The sequence below is a fragment of the Hyphomonas sp. genome (assembly GCF_013823385.1).
Classification (GTDB): domain Bacteria; phylum Pseudomonadota; class Alphaproteobacteria; order Caulobacterales; family Hyphomonadaceae; genus Hyphomonas.
Window position 1 is genome coordinate 22,749 of the sequence record NZ_PNMA01000030.1, and the last position, 18,957, is coordinate 41,705.

Annotated in this window: 23 protein-coding genes and 1 tRNA gene; 19 read left to right on the forward strand and 5 right to left on the reverse strand. The window is 64.5% G+C overall.

Translation table 11 applies throughout. The annotated features are described in order from the left end of the window. Positions 1–44: 44 nt before the first annotated feature. On the reverse strand, positions 45–500 hold the full coding sequence (locus C0456_RS15515) for an SAM-dependent methyltransferase (RefSeq protein WP_291053957.1): 456 nt from the start codon (positions 498–500) through the stop codon (positions 45–47). A gap of 90 nt (positions 501–590) precedes the next feature. On the opposite strand from C0456_RS15515, the gene C0456_RS15520 reads away from it, so the two are divergent. From C0456_RS15520 to C0456_RS15555, 8 genes are all read left to right on the forward strand, one after another. Beyond that, the gene (locus tag C0456_RS15520) at positions 591–1,106 is read left to right on the forward strand and encodes a pentapeptide repeat-containing protein (protein ID WP_291053959.1); all 516 of its coding nucleotides are present in this window, start codon (positions 591–593) and stop codon (positions 1,104–1,106) included. Positions 1,107–1,142: 36 nt separating this feature from the next. After that, positions 1,143–4,001: a helicase-related protein gene (locus C0456_RS15525; protein ID WP_291053961.1), complete on the forward strand. Its 2,859-nt coding sequence runs from the start codon at positions 1,143–1,145 to the stop codon at positions 3,999–4,001. A 12-nt stretch (positions 4,002–4,013) separates the two neighbouring features. Next, positions 4,014–4,301, forward strand: coding sequence for an RNA-binding S4 domain-containing protein (locus tag C0456_RS15530; protein WP_291053963.1), 288 nt, complete (start codon positions 4,014–4,016; stop codon positions 4,299–4,301). Further along, positions 4,298–4,744: a TerB family tellurite resistance protein gene (locus C0456_RS15535; RefSeq protein ID WP_291053965.1), complete on the forward strand. Its 447-nt coding sequence runs from the start codon at positions 4,298–4,300 to the stop codon at positions 4,742–4,744. The genes C0456_RS15530 and C0456_RS15535 overlap by 4 nt, the downstream gene beginning before the upstream one ends. Before the next feature lie 98 nt (positions 4,745–4,842). Next, positions 4,843–5,184 (forward strand): ferredoxin FdxA, encoded by a 342-nt coding sequence (fdxA, locus tag C0456_RS15540; RefSeq protein ID WP_035601166.1) that lies wholly within the window; start codon positions 4,843–4,845, stop codon positions 5,182–5,184. Between the two features lie 283 nt (positions 5,185–5,467). Beyond that, a complete protein-coding gene (locus C0456_RS15545; protein ID WP_011648387.1) occupies positions 5,468–5,992 on the forward strand; it encodes a CarD family transcriptional regulator in 525 nt (174 codons plus the stop codon). A gap of 137 nt (positions 5,993–6,129) precedes the next feature. Further along, positions 6,130–6,534 carry a GFA family protein gene (locus C0456_RS15550; RefSeq protein ID WP_291053970.1) on the forward strand — a complete coding sequence of 135 codons (405 nt, stop codon included), beginning with the start codon at positions 6,130–6,132 and terminating at the stop codon, positions 6,532–6,534. 220 nt (positions 6,535–6,754) lie between these two features. After that, positions 6,755–7,024 carry a hypothetical protein gene (locus tag C0456_RS15555; protein WP_291053972.1) on the forward strand — a complete coding sequence of 90 codons (270 nt, stop codon included), beginning with the start codon at positions 6,755–6,757 and terminating at the stop codon, positions 7,022–7,024. A 179-nt stretch (positions 7,025–7,203) separates the two neighbouring features. On the opposite strand, the gene C0456_RS15560 is transcribed toward C0456_RS15555, so the two are convergent. Continuing rightward, complete coding sequence (locus C0456_RS15560) at positions 7,204–7,620, reverse strand: VOC family protein (protein WP_291053974.1); 417 nt, start codon at positions 7,618–7,620, stop codon at positions 7,204–7,206. An 82-nt stretch (positions 7,621–7,702) separates the two neighbouring features. Between C0456_RS15560 and soxR the strand changes: the two genes are divergently transcribed. Then, positions 7,703–8,155, forward strand: coding sequence for a redox-sensitive transcriptional activator SoxR (soxR, locus tag C0456_RS15565; RefSeq protein ID WP_291053976.1), 453 nt, complete (start codon positions 7,703–7,705; stop codon positions 8,153–8,155). Between the two features lie 41 nt (positions 8,156–8,196). On the opposite strand, the gene C0456_RS15570 is transcribed toward soxR, so the two are convergent. Further along, positions 8,197–9,765 carry a fatty acid--CoA ligase gene (locus tag C0456_RS15570; RefSeq protein WP_291053977.1) on the reverse strand — a complete coding sequence of 523 codons (1,569 nt, stop codon included), beginning with the start codon at positions 9,763–9,765 and terminating at the stop codon, positions 8,197–8,199. A gap of 172 nt (positions 9,766–9,937) precedes the next feature. Here C0456_RS15570 and C0456_RS15575 point away from each other — a divergent pair, with 172 nt between their 5' ends. The 4 genes from C0456_RS15575 to C0456_RS15590 all read left to right on the forward strand — a co-directional run bounded on the left by C0456_RS15575 (position 9,938) and on the right by C0456_RS15590 (position 13,619). Beyond that, on the forward strand, positions 9,938–11,224 hold the full coding sequence (locus C0456_RS15575) for a glutamate-5-semialdehyde dehydrogenase (RefSeq protein ID WP_291053979.1): 1,287 nt from the start codon (positions 9,938–9,940) through the stop codon (positions 11,222–11,224). After that, complete coding sequence (locus C0456_RS15580; RefSeq protein WP_291053980.1) at positions 11,221–11,808, forward strand: nicotinate-nucleotide adenylyltransferase; 588 nt, start codon at positions 11,221–11,223, stop codon at positions 11,806–11,808. Before C0456_RS15575 ends, C0456_RS15580 begins: the two co-directional genes overlap by 4 nt. After that, a complete protein-coding gene (locus C0456_RS15585) occupies positions 11,805–12,545 on the forward strand; it encodes a ThiF family adenylyltransferase (protein ID WP_291053982.1) in 741 nt (246 codons plus the stop codon). Before C0456_RS15580 ends, C0456_RS15585 begins: the two co-directional genes overlap by 4 nt. A 75-nt stretch (positions 12,546–12,620) precedes the next feature. After that, positions 12,621–13,619: an alpha/beta fold hydrolase gene (locus C0456_RS15590; RefSeq protein ID WP_291053984.1), complete on the forward strand. Its 999-nt coding sequence runs from the start codon at positions 12,621–12,623 to the stop codon at positions 13,617–13,619. A gap of 26 nt (positions 13,620–13,645) precedes the next feature. Here C0456_RS15590 and C0456_RS15595 read toward each other — a convergent pair whose 3' ends face one another. Next, positions 13,646–14,632 (reverse strand): D-glycerate dehydrogenase, encoded by a 987-nt coding sequence (locus C0456_RS15595; RefSeq protein ID WP_291053986.1) that lies wholly within the window; start codon positions 14,630–14,632, stop codon positions 13,646–13,648. 137 nt (positions 14,633–14,769) lie between these two features. On the opposite strand from C0456_RS15595, the gene C0456_RS15600 reads away from it, so the two are divergent. From C0456_RS15600 to C0456_RS15625, 6 genes are all read left to right on the forward strand, one after another. Next, the gene (locus C0456_RS15600; protein ID WP_291053988.1) at positions 14,770–15,288 is read left to right on the forward strand and encodes an SH3 domain-containing protein; all 519 of its coding nucleotides are present in this window, start codon (positions 14,770–14,772) and stop codon (positions 15,286–15,288) included. A 56-nt stretch (positions 15,289–15,344) separates the two neighbouring features. Continuing rightward, positions 15,345–15,881 (forward strand): bifunctional 3-hydroxydecanoyl-ACP dehydratase/trans-2-decenoyl-ACP isomerase, encoded by a 537-nt coding sequence (gene fabA, locus C0456_RS15605; protein ID WP_291053990.1) that lies wholly within the window; start codon positions 15,345–15,347, stop codon positions 15,879–15,881. Between the two features lie 133 nt (positions 15,882–16,014). Further along, positions 16,015–16,833 (forward strand): enoyl-ACP reductase, encoded by an 819-nt coding sequence (locus tag C0456_RS15610; RefSeq protein ID WP_367179289.1) that lies wholly within the window; start codon positions 16,015–16,017, stop codon positions 16,831–16,833. Between the two features lie 245 nt (positions 16,834–17,078). Continuing rightward, a complete protein-coding gene (locus C0456_RS15615; protein WP_291053994.1) occupies positions 17,079–17,336 on the forward strand; it encodes a YjhX family toxin in 258 nt (85 codons plus the stop codon). Between the two features lie 137 nt (positions 17,337–17,473). After that, positions 17,474–18,235, forward strand: a complete 762-nt coding sequence (locus C0456_RS15620; RefSeq protein WP_291053996.1) for a hypothetical protein — start codon at positions 17,474–17,476, stop codon at positions 18,233–18,235. Next, a complete protein-coding gene (locus tag C0456_RS15625; protein ID WP_291053998.1) occupies positions 18,232–18,855 on the forward strand; it encodes an NAD(P)H-dependent oxidoreductase in 624 nt (207 codons plus the stop codon). The genes C0456_RS15620 and C0456_RS15625 overlap by 4 nt, the downstream gene beginning before the upstream one ends. A gap of 1 nt (position 18,856) precedes the next feature. Here C0456_RS15625 and C0456_RS15630 read toward each other — a convergent pair. Further along, positions 18,857–18,943: transfer RNA gene (locus tag C0456_RS15630), tRNA-Gly, on the reverse strand. Positions 18,944–18,957 lie beyond the last annotated feature (14 nt).

The window sequence follows — 18,957 nt, forward strand, 5'->3', positions numbered from 1 at the left end:
ACGCCCGGAGCGGGCTGTCCAATCCGCAATTGCGGCCCGCCCCGCTACCAGTAATCCTTCATCAGTTCTGTGGCCCAATCTGGTTGGGATACTGCGCTGCGTGGCAGGAATTCGCGCATCACCGGCTTGATGTCGAGCACCGGGGTCCCGTCGATGGCGTCCAGCCCCCTCACCCGCAGGCAGCGCCCGTCCACGCCAAGGATCCTGCACGTGCAGAGACCGAGACGGTTGGGCCGGTTCTTGCCCCTCTGGGCAAAGATGCCGACGAGCGGCCAATCTGTGTTGCCGCGCGGATGACGCGCGCCGGTTTCGATCTTCGATTCCGGTACGCGGTTGAAGAAAAAGATGATTTCGGCATGGCTGAAGGTCTCAAGCCCCGCCAGCGCGCTTTCGGGCAAGCCGGGCGCCAGCTCGATCAGCGCCTCTTCCCCATCCCAATTGTCGTCCACGGGATCTGCCCGTCCTCCCCGTACCCAGCCGACCGGCTCGAGCGTGATCATGGCGCCTCTCCCATGCCAAAACGCGACTGTCCGCCCGGAACGAAACCCATGTCAATCGCGGGCCTTTCAATGCCCCGCGAATAGCCTCAAATGGACAGACTGGGACAAAACGGGTCAGTGATGGACATTCTGGCGACAGGACGAGACGTGCGGGCAACCGCAGCCGGTGCCGGCCTTCTGATCGAAGGGCGCGACTTTCATGGCGCCGATCTGCGCGGGCAGGATTTTGCCGGCACGCGGTTTCACAATTGCGAGTTGCGCGGCGCCCGGCTCGACTGGGCAAACCTTGCCGGGGCCTGCCTCAACCATGCCCGGCTGCTGAACGCCTCGATGACCCATGCCCATCTGCGCGGCGCGCTGCTGAAAGGCGCCAACCTGCGCGCGGCCCGGCTGGCCCATGCCAATCTGGTGGACGCGGACATGACCGGCGCCAATCTCTGGCAGGCCGACCTTTCCGGCGCCAATCTGTGCGGCGCCGTCTGCCTCTGGGGCGATACCAGCAAGGCCCGGTTTGCCGGCGCGCTCTATGATGAGGCGACCCGCCTGCCGCCCGGATTCCGCCCCGAGGCCGAGGGCATGATCCGCTTTGACATGCCGCGCGCTTGACACGGGCGCGCCCCCGCCCCCATCCCTTCCCCGCACATGACAACGCTCAAGGCCATTCTGGGCCCCACCAATACCGGCAAGACGCATTACGCCATTGAGCGGATGCTGGGCTATGGCACTGGCATGATCGGCCTGCCGCTGCGCCTGCTTGCGCGCGAGGTGTATGACCGGGTGGTGGCGGCCAAGGGCTATGCCCATGCCGCGCTGATTACCGGCGAGGAGCGCATCTGCCCGCCCACGGCGCGCTATTTCATCTGCACCGTGGAATCGATGCCGGTGGACATCCGGCCGGATTTCCTGGCCATCGACGAGATCCAGCTGGCCGAGGACGAGGATCGGGGCCATGTGTTCACCGACCGCATCCTCAACATGCGCGGCAATCACGAGACGCTGCTGCTGGGCGCCGACACGATGCGCGGCCTGCTGCGCGAGTTGAAGCTGGGCGTGGAGACCGAGCCGCGTGAGCGCTTCTCGGAGCTGCGCTATACCGGCCATACCAAGATCACCAAACTGCCCAAGCGCACGGCCATCGTCGGCTTCAGCGCCGAGGAAGTCTATGCGATTGCCGAGCTGCTGCGGCGACAGAAAGGCGGGGCAGCAGTGGTCATGGGCGCGCTCTCGCCCCGCACGCGCAACGCGCAGGTGGCGCTCTACCAGTCAGGCGAGGTGGATTACATCGTCGCCACCGACGCCATCGGCATGGGGCTGAACCTGAATGTCGACCGGGTGGTGTTTGCCTCGCGCTCAAAGTTTGACGGGCGGCGCCACCGGCCGCTCTCCCTGGCCGAATGCGGCCAGATTGCCGGCCGCGCCGGGCGTTTCCGCACCGATGGCGAATTTGGCGAGACCGGCAACTGCCCGCCTTTCACCGAGGAAGAATGGAAAGCCATCGAAGCCCACCGGTTTGACCCCGTGGACGCGATCCAGTGGCGCAATTCGGCCCTCGATTTCTCAAGCCTCAAGGGGCTGATCCGCAGCCTGGAGAAGCCTTCGGGCAATCCGCGCCTCATCCACAATCCGCACGCGCTGGACGAATGGGTGCTGCGCCGGATGAGCGAAGATGGCGGGATCGGGCCGAATGTGACGGGCGAGCGCAAGGTGCGCCGGCTGTGGGATCTCGCGCGGTTGCCGGACTTCCGCAAGGCCGGGCCGGAGGGCCATGGCCGCCTCGTGCTGGGGCTGGCCGATACGCTGGCAGACCCGGACGCGCGCCTTTCCGACGGCGGCCTCGAGCGGCGGATGGAAGACCTTGCCTCCCCCAATGGCGACATTGCCAAGCTGCAACAGCGCCTTGCCGCCATCCGCACCTGGACTTATGCCGCCCACCGCCCCGACTGGCTGGAAAATCCCGGCTATTGGCAGCAGAAAACGAGGGAGATTGAAGACTCCCTCTCCGACGCGCTACACGAAGCGCTCACAGCCCGCTTTGTCGACCGGCGCACCACCGCGCTGCTCGCAAGCCTCAAGAAGGAAGATGCCCTCGTGACCAATCTGACGCCCGACGGCGACGTGACCGTTGAAGGCCATCTGGTCGGCCGCCTGAAGGGCCTGACCTTCGAGCCGGTTCTGGATGCGCGCACGCTGGAAGGAAAGGCCGTGCGCGGCGCGGCCCTGGCTGCGATCCGCCCGATGCTGAGCCAGCGCCTGGCCGAGATCACCGGCGCGCCTTCCGACGCCTTCAAGCTGACCGAAGGGGCCGAGATCGAGTTCAAGAGCGCCCCCATTGCCCGCCTCGCCAAGGGGGCGAGCTGGATTGCCCCGCGCGCCGAACTGATCGGCGCCGTTGAAGTGGAGGCCGGCGAGCGTGCCCCCGCGCTGGCCCGCGTCGAGGAATGGCTGAAAGGCGAGATTGCCCGCGTGCTGCCCACCCATGCCAAGCTGGCAAGCGGAGAAGCAAGCGCCGCCCTTGAGGGCATGGCGCGCGGCCTTGCCTTCCGCATTCTGGAAAGCGGCGCGGCGATTGATCTGCGTACGGATGACCCACCGGTTCGCATCACACCGGAACAGCGCGAAGCCCTGAAAGCCGCCGGCATCCGCGCCGGCCGCGTGGCCGTGCATGCGCCCGACGCACAGAAGCCGGCCGCCCAGCGCGTGATCGCCATTCTCAAAGCGGTTGATTCGGGAACGGAATATCCGCTCGCCCCGGAAGGCGCGGGCTCCTTCGCGCTGGACGGCACCTGGCCGGAAGAAGCCCTTGCCGCCAATGGCTATCTGCGCTTTGGCCGCCGCGCCGTGCGCGCTGACCTTGCCGAGCGCCTCGGCTGGGAGATCGCCAAGCGCCGCAAGGACGCAGGCAAGAACGCCTTCGCCATCGCCATTGACCTTGCCTCGATGGTGTCCTGCCCCGCTGATGACTGGCCCGGCGTTCTGAAAGGCTTTGGCCTTGCGCCTGCCGAGAAGGACAAGGAAACCGGCGCGGTGACGCTGTGGCGCTATGGCGCCCGGTCGCGCCCGGAAGAGGGCCAGCAGGCCCGCCCGCCCCGCGCCGAACGCCCGCAGGGCGACCGCCCGAAACGTGACGCCGCGCAGGGGGATCGTCCGCAAACGGATCGGCCTCAGAACAAGGGCCCGCGCAGCGAAGGCGGCGGCAATGACCGCAGCCGCGGCCGGAACCGGGATGACCGCCGCCCGCCGCGAGGAAACGATAATCGCGGCGAAGGTCGCAATGACCGGCGCCCGGAGGGCCGCTCTGCCCCGCCGCAGCGCAAGGTGGCCGATCCTGACAGCCCGTTTGCCGCGCTGGCCGCGCTGCTGCCCCCGCCCAAGCCGCCCAAACCCCCGCGCCCGCCCAAGCCGAAACCGCCGCGCCAGCAGGGCGCCGGCCAGGGCAAGCCAGCCGAAGGCACTGGCGAAGGCACTGGCGAAGGCGGCTTTGTCTACAAACCCTTCCAATAGCGCGAGAGCCGCATGAACGAAGAAGCCTCGCTGCGCCTCGATATCTGGCTGTGGCGCGCCCGCTTCTTCAAGACACGCGCCCTCTCTACCGCGCACATCAAGGGGCATGGCGTGCGCCTGTCGCGTCTGGGCCAGACCCGGAAGACCGACAAGCCCGGCACGGGCCTCACCGTTGGCGATGTGGTGACATTCGGCAAAGCCGGGCGTATCTACAGCGTTGAAGTGCTGGACCTCGGGGATCGCCGCGGCCCTGCAGAGGAAGCACGGGCGCTCTACCGCCCTCTGGAGGCCGAGCCATGATGGATCGCATCAAGCGCCTGCTAACGCCGAAAACGCCCGCAGAACAATCCATGCCGCCCTATGTGGCGGTGACTGCCCTTCTGGTGGAGGCGGCGCTGGTGGATGGGGTCTATGTCAACATCGAAAGCGACATGATCGCCGAGATCCTGGTCGAAGCGTTCGAATTCGAGGCCGACAAGGCCGATGCCCTGCTCTCGGAAGCCGAAGCGCTGGCCGAGGAAGCCGTCGGCAGCCATCAGTTTACCAAACACGCCAAGAAACTGCCGATGGCAGAGCGGGTGAAGGTGATCGAGGCGATCTACCGGGTGATCTATGCCGATGGCGAGCGCTCCGATCTTGAAGACGCCTATGTGCGGCATGTTTCCGGGCTGCTGCATGTCGATGACGTGCATCGCGCCGAGGCCCGCCGCCGCGCCGAGGCGCGCGCTTCGGGCACAGCTTGAGCCTTTCTGCCCCCGCTGTGTAGTACGCCTCATTGACAGGGCGGCTTTGCCTCGCCAATTGCGAGGCTCAATTTCCGCCAGAAGACCCCGGACCTCCCATGACCTATATTGTCGTCGACGCCTGCATCCGCTGCAAATACATGGATTGCGTCGAGGTTTGCCCCGTCGACTGTTTCTATGAAGGCGAGAACATGCTCGTCATTCACCCCGATGAGTGCATCGATTGCGGCGTCTGCGAACCCGAATGCCCCGCCGAGGCGATCAAACCGGACACCGAAGACGATCCGGATGGTAAATGGCTGAAGCTGAACTCCGAATATGCCAAGGTCTGGCCCAACATCACCCGGATGAAGGAACCGCCGGCTGACCGGGATGAATGGGCAAGCGTGACCGGCAAGCTGGAAAAATACTTCAGCCCCAATCCGGGCACCGGCGACTGACTTCTCCCCAAGGGAGAAGATTTTTCCCCTGATTCTTGTGCCCCTCTGTAATTGCGGGGAAATTGAAGGATCAGGGCGCGTTAACGAATTGCCGGAATTCTGCGTCTTTCCCATTCTGGGGCCGTCTGTGCCAGACTGTTGTATTTCCTGTAAGAATGTGCTACACGGAATATCTGAACAGCAATCAAGAAGAGCGGGAATTCCTAACTCAGAGCCTTAATCAGGAACTGGGCCGGGTGAACTCGACTCTCTTAATCTGTGTGTAGAAAAGGGTCTTACCTATATGGCGAAGAAGGCAGAAGCTCGGACTCATGCGTTCGAGGTCGGTCAGAGTGTTGTCTACCCGGCGCACGGCGTGGGCAAAATCACCGGTATCGAAAGTCAGACAGTCGCGGGTATGCAGCTGGAAGTCTATGTCGTGGCATTTGATCAGGACAAGATGATCCTGCGTGTGCCGACGAATCGCGCCGAGGCATCTGGTATGCGCGCCCTTGCCGGCTCGAAACTGGTCGACGACGCGCTCAAGACGCTCGGCGGAAAAGCCCGGATCAAGCGGACCATGTGGTCGCGCCGCGCCCAGGAATACGAAGCCAAGATCAATTCCGGCGACCTGATCTCGATCGCGGAGGTCGTTCGCGACCTGCACCGCGGCGACGACCAGCCCGAGCAATCCTATTCCGAGCGCCAGCTCTATGAGAGCGCGCTGGACCGGATGGCCCGCGAACTGGCCGCTGTCGAGAACATCGACAAGGGCAAGGCGATGGAAAAACTCGCCAAGTCGCTGGCGAAGAAAAAAGTGGCCGCCTGATTTCAGGCTGAGCCCTTGCGCTTAAGAAAGCCCCGCAGTTTCTGCGGGGCTTTTTCTTTGCCGCCCTCCCAACATCCCCTTTGACCCGCCGCGCAGATCATGCGAAAGAACATTTAGTGAACAATGTGGAGGCGGCCATGACCATTGCGGGCGGATGTCAGTGCGGGAAGGTGCGGTTTGAACTTGGGCACCCGCCCGAGCGGGTATCGATCTGCCATTGCCGGGATTGCCAGAAAAGCGCCGGCGCGCCGATGGTGGCCTGGGCCATGGTCCCGAAGGATGATTTCCGCGTGACGGCGGGAGAGGCCCGCGCGGTCAATTCCTCCGGCGACAGTTTCCGCTATTTCTGCGGCCAGTGCGGCACAGGCCTCTACTACATCAACGAAACCTATCTGCCGGGCATTGTGGACGTGCAGCTGATGACGCTGGACGCGCCCGAAGCCTTCACGCCGGGCGCGCAGGTTCAGACCGCCGAGCAAGCCCCCTGGATCGCGCATCTGGCGGCTATTCCGGCATTCCAGCGCTATCCGGGAATGGAGTGATCACGGCCTTGCGGAGCACAAATACGCCTGCAAAAGCCCCTTTGCTAACAGCCTCGCCCGCTACGTTTACGAAGCCGCGTCATGGCAAATGCAATTTTAACCATGTTCCAACGCTCTCAAGGCACCCTTCGTCCGTCGCCGGATAATCCGGCACGTGATGGATTACCGGTTGCAGCACGGGAAGACCCGGCGGTCGGTTCAGGAGTGAAAGAGAAGATACATGGCCTATTCAGATACCCCCGTGGAGCCCGCCAGCCTGCTTGGCGCGCATTCCCATGCCGAAGACCTTTACCGCGCGGGCCTTGCCTATGCGACGGGCACCGGCGCCGAGATCAACCTCATCGAAGCCCACAAATGGTTCAACCTTGCGGCCGTGCGCGGGCATGAGGATGCCAAGGCCCAGCGTCAGGAAATGGCAGAGATGCTTTCTTCCGCCGAGGTGAAGATGGCGCTGCAGGCAGCCCGCGACTGGATGCGCCTGGCCCACTGACGGCCCCTACCCCTCCTGAACGCAGGCTGCAGCGCTTTCGCGCGCAGCGGCGAGGATGGCGGCGGGCGCAGCCCAGAGTTTCATGAGGTATCTCCCCTTTCCGATACGCGATGCGGCGGGAAGCGTATCTGGATGCACTTCCCGCCGGGCCGGCTGTCACGGGGAGAGAGCGCATCCGCTCAGCCAGCATACTCCAGCACGGGCGCGTAGGAGACCACCTCAAACTCGATATTGCTCTCATCGAAGAAGTAGAAACGGCGTCCGGGCTCGTAATCATCATGCCCGAAGGGCGCATAGCCTGCCTGGCGCACCAGCGTTTCGATGGCGACAATATCGTCCACCTCGATGCCGATATGGTTGAGCGGCAGGCCCTTCTCGAACCGTTCCGGACAAGGCTTGCCCGGCGGCAGAGAATGGAGGGCGAGATAATGGTCTTCCGAGCCGACATGCACCGTATGCCCCCCGCTGATCGCCTTGCCGCGCCAGCGGACATGCCAGCCGAAGATCTGCTCGAAGATAAGCGCTGCATGCTCCGAATCCGGAACAGTGATGTTGACATGCTCTATGCGGGCGGGGCGGCGGAGTGCCTGTGTCATGGCGTGGGCCTTTTCGGGTCTGGTTGTTGCCTGACCCTTCTGCTACAATCTCAAGTGCACTTTAGATCAAGCAGAAAATTGCATGACCCTGAAACATTCCGACATCCTGACGATTGGAGAGCTTGCCGCGCGCACCGGTGTCGCCGTCTCCGCGCTGCGCTATTATGAGGAATGCGGGCTTGTCCGCTCCATTCGCTCGGCCGGGCGCCACCGGCGCTTCCTGCGCTCGGACATCCGCCGGGTCTCCTTCATCAAGATTGCGCAATCCCTTGGCCTGACGATCGAGGATGTGGCCCGCGCCTTTGCCTCCCTGCCGGAAGGGCGCACACCAACGGCCTCAGACTGGCGCCAGATCAGCCATGAAATCCGCAGCGTGCTCGACCGCAAGATCGCCCAGCTGGAGCAGATGCGCGAAACGCTGGACGGCTGCATCGGCTGCGGCTGCCTCTCGCTGAAACGCTGCGCGCTCTACAATCCGGGGGACCAGGCAGGCAAAACGGGCTCCGGCCCGCGCTTTGCGCTGCCGGACGCCTGAAGCATCAGAATTATTCCGTCTTCGGATTTATCTCCAGTGGCCTAGCCGACGCGCCGCGTCATACCCTTCCAGTAGGGCTCGCGCAGATCCTTGCGCAGGATCTTGCCGGAGGGGTTGCGCGGCAGGGCTTCGATGAAGTCCACCGATTTGGGCGCCTTGTAGCTGGCGATGCGCTCTTTGGCCCAGGCGATGATGCTTTCCGGGGATGGATCTTCACCGGGTTTCTTCACGACGATGGCTTTCACCGCCTCGCCCCATTTCTCGTCCGGCACCCCGATCACGGCAACATCCGCCACGCCCGGCGCGCCGAAGATCGCATTCTCCACTTCGGCCGGGTACACATTCTCCCCGCCCGAGACGATCATGTCCTTCACCCGGTCATGGATGTAGAGGAAGCCGTCCTCGTCGAAATAGCCTGCGTCCCCGGTGTGGAAGAACCCGTTGCGCACGGCATCTTCCGTTGCGTCTGGGCGGTTCCAGTAGCCCTTCATCACGAAGCCGGACTTGATGACGATCTCGCCCACTTCGCCGGTCGGCACGGGATTGCCCTCCCCGTCCACCACGCGCACCACCGCGCCCGGCCAGGGCACGCCGCAGGAGCGCAGCTTGCCCCAGCTCGGATCATGCGCTTCAGGCGGCAGGAATGTCCCGGCACCGACGGTTTCGGTGAGGCCATAAAGCTGGGTGAAGCGCGCGCCCATGATCGCCACAGCGTCCCGCAGCAGCGCCTCGGAAATCGGCGAGGCGCCGTAGAAAACCTGCTTCAGGCTGGAGAAATCCGTCTCGCGGATCGCAGGCTGCTGGGTCAGCATAAGGATCACCGCCGGCACCCAGAAGGCGTGGGCGATCTTATGCTCCGGGATTAGCCTCAGGATCAGGCCCGGATCAATCTCGCGCAGGATCACGGTCTTGGCGCCCTGAAGGCTGGCCAGCACGCCGACATTGACACCCGCCACATGGAATTGCGGCATGGCATTCATGATCGCCTCGCCCGCATCATAGCTCGACCATTCGAGCATGCCGGCCTGGGTGAAGAAGGCGCGGTAATTATCATTCGTGAGCTGAACACCCTTGGGCAGGCCCGTCGTGCCGGAGGTGTAGAGCTGGATCACATCGTCATCCCCCTCCACCGTCAGCCCCGGCGCCGTGGCCGGCTTGGAATCGCGCCAGGAGGGGAAATAGTCCCAATCCTCCCGGTCGCCATCCAGGGTGATGATGCGCGTGAGATCAGGCAGCTCATCCTTGATCTGGTCGATCAGGGCGTAGAAATCCTTGCCGACGAACAGCACCTTTGCCTTGGCGTCCGACAGGATGAACTTCACTTCTGGCGGGGCCAGGCGCGTGTTCACGCCGGTCATCACCGCGCGCGCCTTGGCGCAGCCGAAGAGGATCTCGTAATAGGCGTCGGTATTCTTCGCCAGATAGCCCACCCGGTCGCCCGGCTGGATGCCAAGCCGGATCAGGCCATTGGCAATCTGGTTGGCGCGGGTGTCGAGCTCGGCAAAGCTGGTGGCGCGGCCCTCGAACCAAAGCGCCGTCTCGTCCGGGCGCAGCTTTGCCTGCACGGGCGGAATATCCGCAATATAGGGCATCGCTTCGATGTCGATCATGGGGTTCCTCCGCTGAGCATGTTTTCTGGCCGGACAATAGTGCGTTCCGGCCGCTTGTCAGCCTGTTTTGGCCCGTTCCCAGCCCGAAACCGCTGCCAGAACGCCCCCTGCAGGCGGCCTGGCATTCGCCAAACCTTGCAGCAGAGGCCCATTTGCGGCACTTGGGTGCGCCATGACCGTTCAGACCCCTCCGCCCAGCGCGACGCTTGCCGAAACGATGCTCGATATGGGCCGCCGCGCCCGCGCCGCCTCGCGCGAACTTGGCCTTTTGACCGCGCAGGATCGCACCCGCGCGCTGAAGGCCATCGCCGCCGCCATCCGCGCGGCCCGCCCGGAGATCCTGCGCGCGAACGAGGAAGACATGGCCGCCGCGCGCGCCAAGGGCCTTGCCCCCTCGATGCTCGACCGGCTCGCCCTCGACGAGACCCGCCTGGAAGGCATTGCGGCCGGTGTTGAAACCGTTGCCGCCCTGCCCGATCCGCTGGGCCGCGAGCTTGCCCGCTGGACCCGCCCCAACGGGCTCGACATTGCGCGCATCAGCGTGCCCCTCGGCGTCATCGGCATCATCTATGAAAGCCGCCCGAATGTGACGGTCGATGCCGGCGTGCTTTGCCTGCGCTCGGGCAATGCGGCCATCCTCCGCGGCGGCTCGGAAAGCGCGAAGACATCTCATGCCCTCGCCGATGCGATGCGCGGCGCGCTGAAATCGGAGGAAATGCCGGTCGATGCAATCCAGCTTGTCGCGACAACGGACCGCGAAGCCGTGGGCCATATGCTGGGCGGCCTCAACGGCGCGCTGGATGTGATCGTGCCACGCGGCGGGCGCAGCCTGGTCGAGCGTGTACAGGCCGAGGCCCGCGTGCCGGTGATCGGTCACCTCGAAGGCCTCTGCCACACCTATGTCCATGCCGCGGCCGATCCGCAAAAGGCCGTCGACATCGTGCTCAACGCCAAGATGCGGCGCACGGGCGTCTGCGGCTCCACCGAAACGCTGCTGATCGATGTCGCCGTCGCCGCAACCCTGCTGCCGCAGATCGCCAAAGCGCTGACGGAAGCTGGCTGCGAGCTGCGCGGGGATGGCCGCACCCGCGCCATCCTGGGCGATATTACACCGGCCACGGAAGAAGACTGGGCCACTGAATATCTCGATGCCATCCTCTCCATCGCCGTGGTCGATGGCCTGCCCGGCGCGCTGGCCCACCTCGCCCGCTGGTCTTCGGGTCATACGGACGCGATCATCACCGAAGATGCCGCCGCCGCAGAAGCCTTCATCGCCAATGTCGATTCGGCCATCGTGGTGCATAACGCCTCCACGCAATTTGCCGATGGCGGCGAGTTTGGCTTCGGCGCCGAAATCGGCATCGCCACGGGCCGTATCCATGCGCGCGGACCGGTGGGGGCTGAGCAGCTCACCACCTACAAATACGCCGTGCGCGGAACAGGACAGGTTCGCCCTTGATACGCCCCCGCCTGCCCGGTCCCGCCAAGGGTCTTGCCATCGGGCTCTTTGGCGGCAGCTTCAATCCCGCCCATGCGGGCCATCTGCTGGTTGCCGAAACCGCGCGCAAGCGGCTGAAGCTCGATCAGGTCTGGTGGGTCGTGGCGCGCGGCAATCCACTGAAATCCGATCACGGAGATTATACCGCCCGCCTTGCCTCTGCCCGCGCCCTGGCCCGCAGCCCCGGCATGCGCGTGACGGACATTGAAGCCCAGCTTGGCCTCACCTATTCCATCGACACGCTGCGCGCCCTGCAGAAGGCTGCGCCGGATGCGCGGTTCGTGTGGCTGATGGGAGCGGATAATCTGGCAGGCTTCCAGCGCTGGAAGGATTGGGAAGAGATCGCCCGCCACGTGCCCATCGCCGTCATCGGCCGGCCCGGCGCACGCATCACCCGCGCCACCGCCTTTGCGCGCAAATTTGCCCGCCACCGCCTGCCCGAAGCCGACGCGGCACACCTTCCTCAATCCGCCCCACCCGCATGGGTTTATATCCGTGTACGGGAGAGCGCGCTCTCCTCCACCGCCCTGAGGGCGCGCGCATGAGCCTTTCGCCCGAAGACATTGACCGCCACCGCCGGCACATCCTGCTGAAGGAAATCGGCGGGCCCGGCGTGGCGAAACTGCGCGCGGCCTCGGTGTCGATCATCGGGGCGGGCGCCCTTGGCGGCCCGGCAGCACTTTACCTGGCCGCGGCCGGCGTGGGCCAGATAGAGCTTTGGGACGACGACCGGGTGGAGCGGTCAAACCTGCAGCGGCAGATACAGTTCTCAGAGGCCGATACCGGCGCCGAAAAGGCAGTCCAGCTTGCCCGCCGCATCAACGCGCTCGATCCCGCCATCCGCGTCGAGGTGAAAACCGAGCGCTTCACAGATGGCGCCGCGCCCTCCGGAAACATACTTATAGACGCAACCGACAATTTCCCCGCACGCTTCGCGCTCAACCGCTGCGCCCATGCCAGCGGGCGTTATCTCGTCTCCGGCGCCGCCAGCGGATGGAGCGGACAGGTCAGCGTATTTGCCTCGGGTCTCGTGGCAGATGCCCCTTGCTATTGCTGCTGGATTCCGGAAATGCCACCCGGCGCCGAAGCCTGCGATGAGGTCGGCGTGGTCGGCGCCATCACCGGCATGACCGGTTCGGCGATGGCGCTGGAAGCAGTGAAGCTGATCACCGGCGCTGGCGAGCCGCTCATCGGGCGCATCCTCCTCATCGACGGGTTGCGCAGCCAGATGCGAACGGTCGGTCTGCGGAGAGATTCTCAGTGTCCGGTCTGTTCAATCTGAACAGAAGATTTGACATGCAGGCCGCTGCGCGCGTTACTCGCGAAGCAGTTTTCTTGATCGGATTCTTCGCGCCAGATGCTTTCCCGTTTTCTCGCTGTCATCCTCACGCTCGGCGTCATCCTCTTTGCAGGCTGGTGGTCGCTGAAGCGCGACGACATTCCGTATGATCAGCTCGAAACCATCTATGCGAGTTCTGACAGCCGCTATCTCGCCCTCGATGAGGAAATGCGGATTCATTTCCGCGATGTCGGCCCGCGCGACGCGCCGGTGATCGTTCTGGTTCACGGCTTCTCGGCCTCGCTGCACACCTGGGAGCCCTGGGTGGCAGACCTGAAGCGCGACTACCGCGTCATCAGCCTCGACCTGCCCGGCCATGGCCTTTCCCGCTGCATCGACAATGACGCCATCGGCATGGACCAGTTCGTCGATGTGATTGACCGGGTGACGCAGGCCGTGAAGGCAGACCGGTTCACCCTGGCAGGCAATTCGATGGGCGGCGGCGCGGCCTGGAATTATGCCCTCGCCCATCCGGAAAAGCTTGAAGGCCTGGTGCTGGTGGACGCCGCCGGCTGGCCGCGCAGCGAAACGGAAAGCGATGACCGGCCCTTTATCTTCCGCCTGCTGGAGATCGGCCTGGCCCGCAAGCTGGTCAAGGATCTCGACATGTCATCGCTGATCCGGCCGGGCCTGGAAGACAGTTTCGCCGATCCTTCCTTCGTAACCGATGCGATGGTTGACCGGTATGCCTCCCTCGCCCGCGCGCCCTGCCACCGCGAAGCGCTGCTCGCCCTCTCGGCTGGCCGCGGCACCCGCGCCGAGGCAACGCCGGAGCGCCTCTCGGCCATCACCGTGCCGACCCTGGTGATGCATGGCGAGAAGGACAATCTCATCCCGGCCGCGCATGGCGAGCAGTTTGCCGCCGCCATTCCCGGCGCCGAGCTGAAGCTTTATCCCGATGTCGGCCATCTGCCGCAGGAAGAAATCGCCGCCCAGTCGATTGCCGATCTGCGCGCATTCCTGGCGACGCGCGTCCAGGGCCTGCCAGCAGAGAATGCCAGCCTGCCGACAAACTGACCTGCCAGCAAATCCAGGCCGGTGCCTCAGAGAATCGCGGGGATCACACGGTCCGGCGGGCGGTGGCCGTCGGCGAAGGTCTTGATGTTGATGATCACCTTCTCGCCCATCTCGGTGCGCCCCTCGATGGTGGCCGAGCCCATATGCGGCAGCAGCAGCACATTGGGCAGACCGATCAGTTCCGGGTTCACCGCGGGTTCGCGCTCGAACACATCCAGCCCTGCCCCGGCAATCTTGCCGGCGCGGATGGCGCGGGCGAGGGCTGCCTCATCAATCACTTCGCCGCGCGCCGTGTTGATGATGTAGGCTTCGGGCTTCATCAGACCCAGGCGCCGGGAATTGATCAGATGGAAGGTCGCCGGGGTGTGCGGGCAATTGATGGAAACAATGTCCATCTGCGCCAGCATCTGGTCGAGCGAGTCCCAATAGGTTGCCTCCAGGCTTTCCTCGATGCGGGCGCTGACCGGTTTGCGGTTGTGATAGTGGATCTGCATGCCGAAGGCTCGCGCGCGGCGGGCCACGGCCTGGCCGATGCGGCCCATGCCGATGATGCCCAGACGCTTGCCAGACAGGCGCCGGCCCATCATCCAGGTCGGCGTCCAGCCATCAAACTTGCCCGCCTCCATGATCTGCACGCCTTCATGCAGCCGGCGCGGCACCGCCAGGATCAGCGCCATGGCCACATCCGCCGTATCATCGGTCAGCACGCCGGGCGTATTCGTCACCGTGATGCCGCGCTGAACGGCGCTGGCCACGTCGATATTGTCCACCCCGGCCCCGAACTGGGCGATCAGGCGCAGCTGCTCGCCCGCGCGGGCCAGCAGGCGGCCATCGATGCGGTCGGTCACCGTCGGCACCAGCACATCGGCCGTCTGCATCGCCTGGGCGAGTTCCTCTGCGGAAAACGGCCGGTCACTTTCGTTCAGCCGGGCATCGAACAGCTCTTTCATCCGAAGCTCAACAGGCGCCGGAAGCTTGCGGGTGACGACGACTTTCAGTTTGCTGGCCGGCATGGGACTCCCATCAGTACTTTTATTATTATGCCGGGGCTTAGCAGAGCCAATCCGTCCCGCCAATCTCTCTCAGCTTTACTGTGGATTCATGCGTAGGTGCGAGAATGCACCTTCCCCTCCTGATGGAAGCTTTGCACATGAAACGGGCACCCCTCGTTCTGGCTATCCTCCTTGCCCTTTCTGCAGGCGCTGGCGCCGATCCGGCCGCCGAGCCGCGCGTCAGCCGCTTCTCCGGCAAGCCTGTGCCCCGCTTCGAAACCCTGCGCTGGGCCGAAGTCAACGGCCGCACGGGCCCCAGCCTCTCCTCCCCCATCGCCTGGCAGTACAATCGCAAGGGCCTGCCGGTCATGGTCGTGAAGGAAAGCGGCGAATGGTACCGGGTGCGCGACCCCGTGGGCGATGAGGTCTGGGTGCATATGCGGATGCTGGCCGAAGGCTCAACCGCCATGGTCACCCGCACCACCGTTCTGGGAGCAAGCCCGGCGCGCGACGCCGCCGGCGTTGCCGAGATCGGCAAGGGCGTCCTGGTACAGGTCAACAGCTGCGATGGCGCCGCCTGCGAAGTCGAAACGGCCGGTTATCGCGGCTGGATGCCCCGTGCCAATCTGTGGGGCGTCAGCAGCGCGCCGCCCGCTCCATCGGGCACTAAAGGTTGACAAGGCGGAGGGCGTCGGCTGGAAGGCGTGATCCCAACTGATTGAGGAACCCATTCATGCAGGGTCCGCACGACTTTCACACCCCCAAATCGTCTTACACCAAGGAAGACCTGATAGAATCGGGCAAGGGCGGCTATTTCGGCCCCGGCAATGCCCAGCTGCCGGCCCCGCCCATGCTGATGATGGACCGGATTCCTGAAATCAGCATGGATGGCGGCGCTTTCGGCAAGGGCCATGTCGTCGGCGAGCTCGACATCCACCCCGACCTCTGGTTCTTCCAGTGCCACTTCCCCGGCGATCCCGTCATGCCCGGCTGCCTGGGCCTTGACGCCATGTGGCAGGCCGTCGGCTACTGGCTCGGCTGGTCAGGATCGCCCGGCAAGGGCCGCGCGCTCGGCGTGGGTGAGGTGAAGTTCACCGGCCAGATCACGCCCAAGCGCAAGCTCGTGCGCTATGAGATCGACATCAAGCGCGTCAAACGCGGCAAGCTTGTCCTCGGCATCGCCAATGGCCGCGTCATCACCGATGGCAAGCTCGTCTACACCGCCGAAGACATGAAAGTCGGCCTGATGAACCCGTCAGACCTCGACTAGGGCTGCGCCCACCCAATCAGCAGATCAGGAAGGCCCGGCTCGCCCACAGCGTCCGGGCCTTTCCCGTCTTGACGGCAAACACCGCCCCGCCTAGCCCAATCCCCAAGCAAAACTGGATATGAGGGAGCCCCCAATGGCCGATGAGTGGAACATGCCGAAAGGCGACCTGATGAAGGGCAAGCGCGGCGTCATTATGGGCGTCGCCAACCAGAACTCCATCGCCTGGGGTATCGCCACGCAGCTTGCCGCCCAGGGCGCCGAGATCGCCTTCACCTATCAGGGCGAAAGCCTGGAACGCCGCGTGCGTCCCCTCGTCGAATCCATCGGCATGGACACGATGATCCCGGCAGACGTCACCGACGACGCCTCGATGGACGCCGCCTTTGCCGCCATCAAGCAGAAATGGGGCAAGATCGATTTCCTCGTTCACTCCATCGCCTTTGCCGGCAAGGACGAACTCCAGGGGTCGATGGTTGCCAACACCACGCGCGAAGGCTTCCGCCGCGCGATGGATATTTCCGTATACAGCTTTATCGACTGCGCCCGCCGGGCGGCTGAAATCATGCCGGATGGCGGCTCGATCATCTGCATGACGTATCTCGGCGCCGAGCGCACCGTGCCCTCCTACAACGTCATGGGCGTGGCCAAGGCGGCGCTGGAAGCCTCCACCCGCTATGCCGCGCGCGACCTGGGCCCCCAGGGCATCCGCGTCAACGCCATCTCCGCCGGCGCCATGCGCACGCTGTCACTCGCCGGCATCCGCGGTGGCAAAAGCCTTATGGGAACGGGCCGCAGCTGGTCGCTTCTGAAGGAAGACACCAGCATGGAAGGCGTCGCAGGCTGCGCGCTCTACCTCCTCTCCCCCCTCGGCCGCTCGATTGCCGGTGAAGTGATCCACGTAGACGCCGGCTTCCACGCCGTCGGCGTCCCGGATGCGGGCGAGGAAGAGTAAGCCTCCTCCCACTTCTTGACTTCAGGGCGAGGCGCACCGAAATAGGCGGTTCGCCCTTTCGAGGTTTTTATGGTCCGTACCCTGTCTGAGTCCCGCTAGAGGGCCTGCCGTTCCCGCGCTGAGATCAGTGCAAGGCAGGCCGGCGAAAGCGTAGAGCCCGGCGCCACTAGGCGCTGGAGACGTTTTCATGCGCCCCTGATCTGATCCCTATCCATCCGGGGCGCGGGACCAGAGACTGACTACCCATGGATATTTCGCGCGCTGAACAGCGCATCCTCCACCTGCTCGCCCAGGGCGGGCGGATCGACCTCGTCCGCAATGAGGCAGGCAAGCCCGAAGAAGCCCATTGCTTCTCCCGGGATGGCTGGCGCTATACCGGCCTCGACATGGACCTTTTCCGCAAGCTCAAGCGGCGAAGGACCATCGCCTCCCAGGGCGGCCAGCCCTACCGCATCACGCGGCGCGGCCTGCAACTCGTCCGCTCCCAACCGGACAATTGCTAGTCCCACGGGCCCCTTCGGCGAGCCTCTCAGAGGAATCGCCGAGGGGGCTTCCCACTTGCCTCTGCCGGGCGGATTCCTATTGCCAGACGCGGCGAAATCCCGGACCGTCCGGCAGAATGGCTTTCGGGGGACCTATCTTGGCTGTTGCATCCACACGCATGCTGGCCTGGCTGCTCGCGGGGGCGCTTGTGCTTCCCGGCTGCACATCGACGCCCGCAAAGGAAAATGGGCCGATCGCGGCGGACGGTACGCTCTGCCCCGGCGCGGAGCGTTTTGATGTGGCCGCCATTCGCGCGGAAAACGCCGAGAAAGCCAGCGATCGGGCCGCGCGTATTTCCGAGCTCGCCTCGATCACCCCGCTCCCCCCGGGCGCTGAGATGGCGGAAACCCGCATCCGCGTGCGTGTGCCTGACACCGCGATGTGGCCCTGGGACACACGGCTGACGCTCTGGAAAGACACCGGCGGCACCTGGCAGATCGCCACCAAGATCGTCCGGTATAACGTGCCGCCCCCGCCACCCCCGCCCCCGCCGCCCCTCGGCGAAGACGGCCTGCCCCTGCCCGACTGGGTGCCTGCGCCGCCGCCCCCGCCAGAGCCGCCCTATAAAACCTCCGCCCTCTCAGCAGAAAATGCGGCCGAGCTCGACCAACGGCTGAGCGACCCCTGCTTCCGGTCCGGGCCGGACAATTTCAGCTACGCGCTGCCGCTCGCCAAAAAGGATGAGCATGGCAACAAGGATTGGATCTGCCCGCCCGACTCAGCCTTCTATTCCGCTGAAGTGTCGATTGCCGGCGAGCCGGTCCGCTACCTCTCCCATAGCTGCTATGTGGATTTTGCCACCTCGACCTTCCTGCGTTTTGCCGCTTACCTGATCCCCATTGCGCCGGAGGCAGAATGAGCGCGCGCATCTTCCTCTGGGTCGGCCATCCGCGCCAAACCTCCCTCTGCCATGGCATGGCGGACGCCTATGCGGGCGGCGCTGCGGCTCACGGCGCCGAAATCCGCCGGATGCATCTTGCCGACATGAATTTCGATCCAGACCTCACCGAAGGCTACACTTCCCGCAAGACGCTGGAGCCTTGCCTGGAAGAATGGCGGGAGAATGTTCTGTGGGCAAACCATCTTTGCTGGGCCTATCCTCAATGGTGGGGCGGCATGCCCGCCAAGATGAAAGGCGTGATCGACCGCGCCTATCTTCCCGGCTTCGCCATGCGCTACCATGAGAATGATCCGTGGTGGGACAAGCTGCTCACCGGCCGCTCAGCCGATGTCCTGATGACCGCCGACGGCCCCGCCTGGTTTGACCAGATCGCCTATGGCCGCCCCGCCAAGCTGCAGGTCGAAAACCTCGTCCTGAAATTTGCGGGCATCAAGCCCGTGCGCACCCTGCAGGTCGGCACCGTGAAAACCGCAAAGCCCGAAAAGATCCAGCACTGGCTGAAACAGGCCGAAGCGCGTGGCGCAGCTGCGGCTAAGGTACGCCTTTCATTGCCAAGGCTCAAAAATGACCCTATGTAATTGGTGCCCCGGGCGGGACTTGAACCCGCACGCCCGTGAAAGCCATGGTTTGGAAGTCCATTGTGTCTGCCATTTCCACCACCGGGGCACCTTTGAAATCCT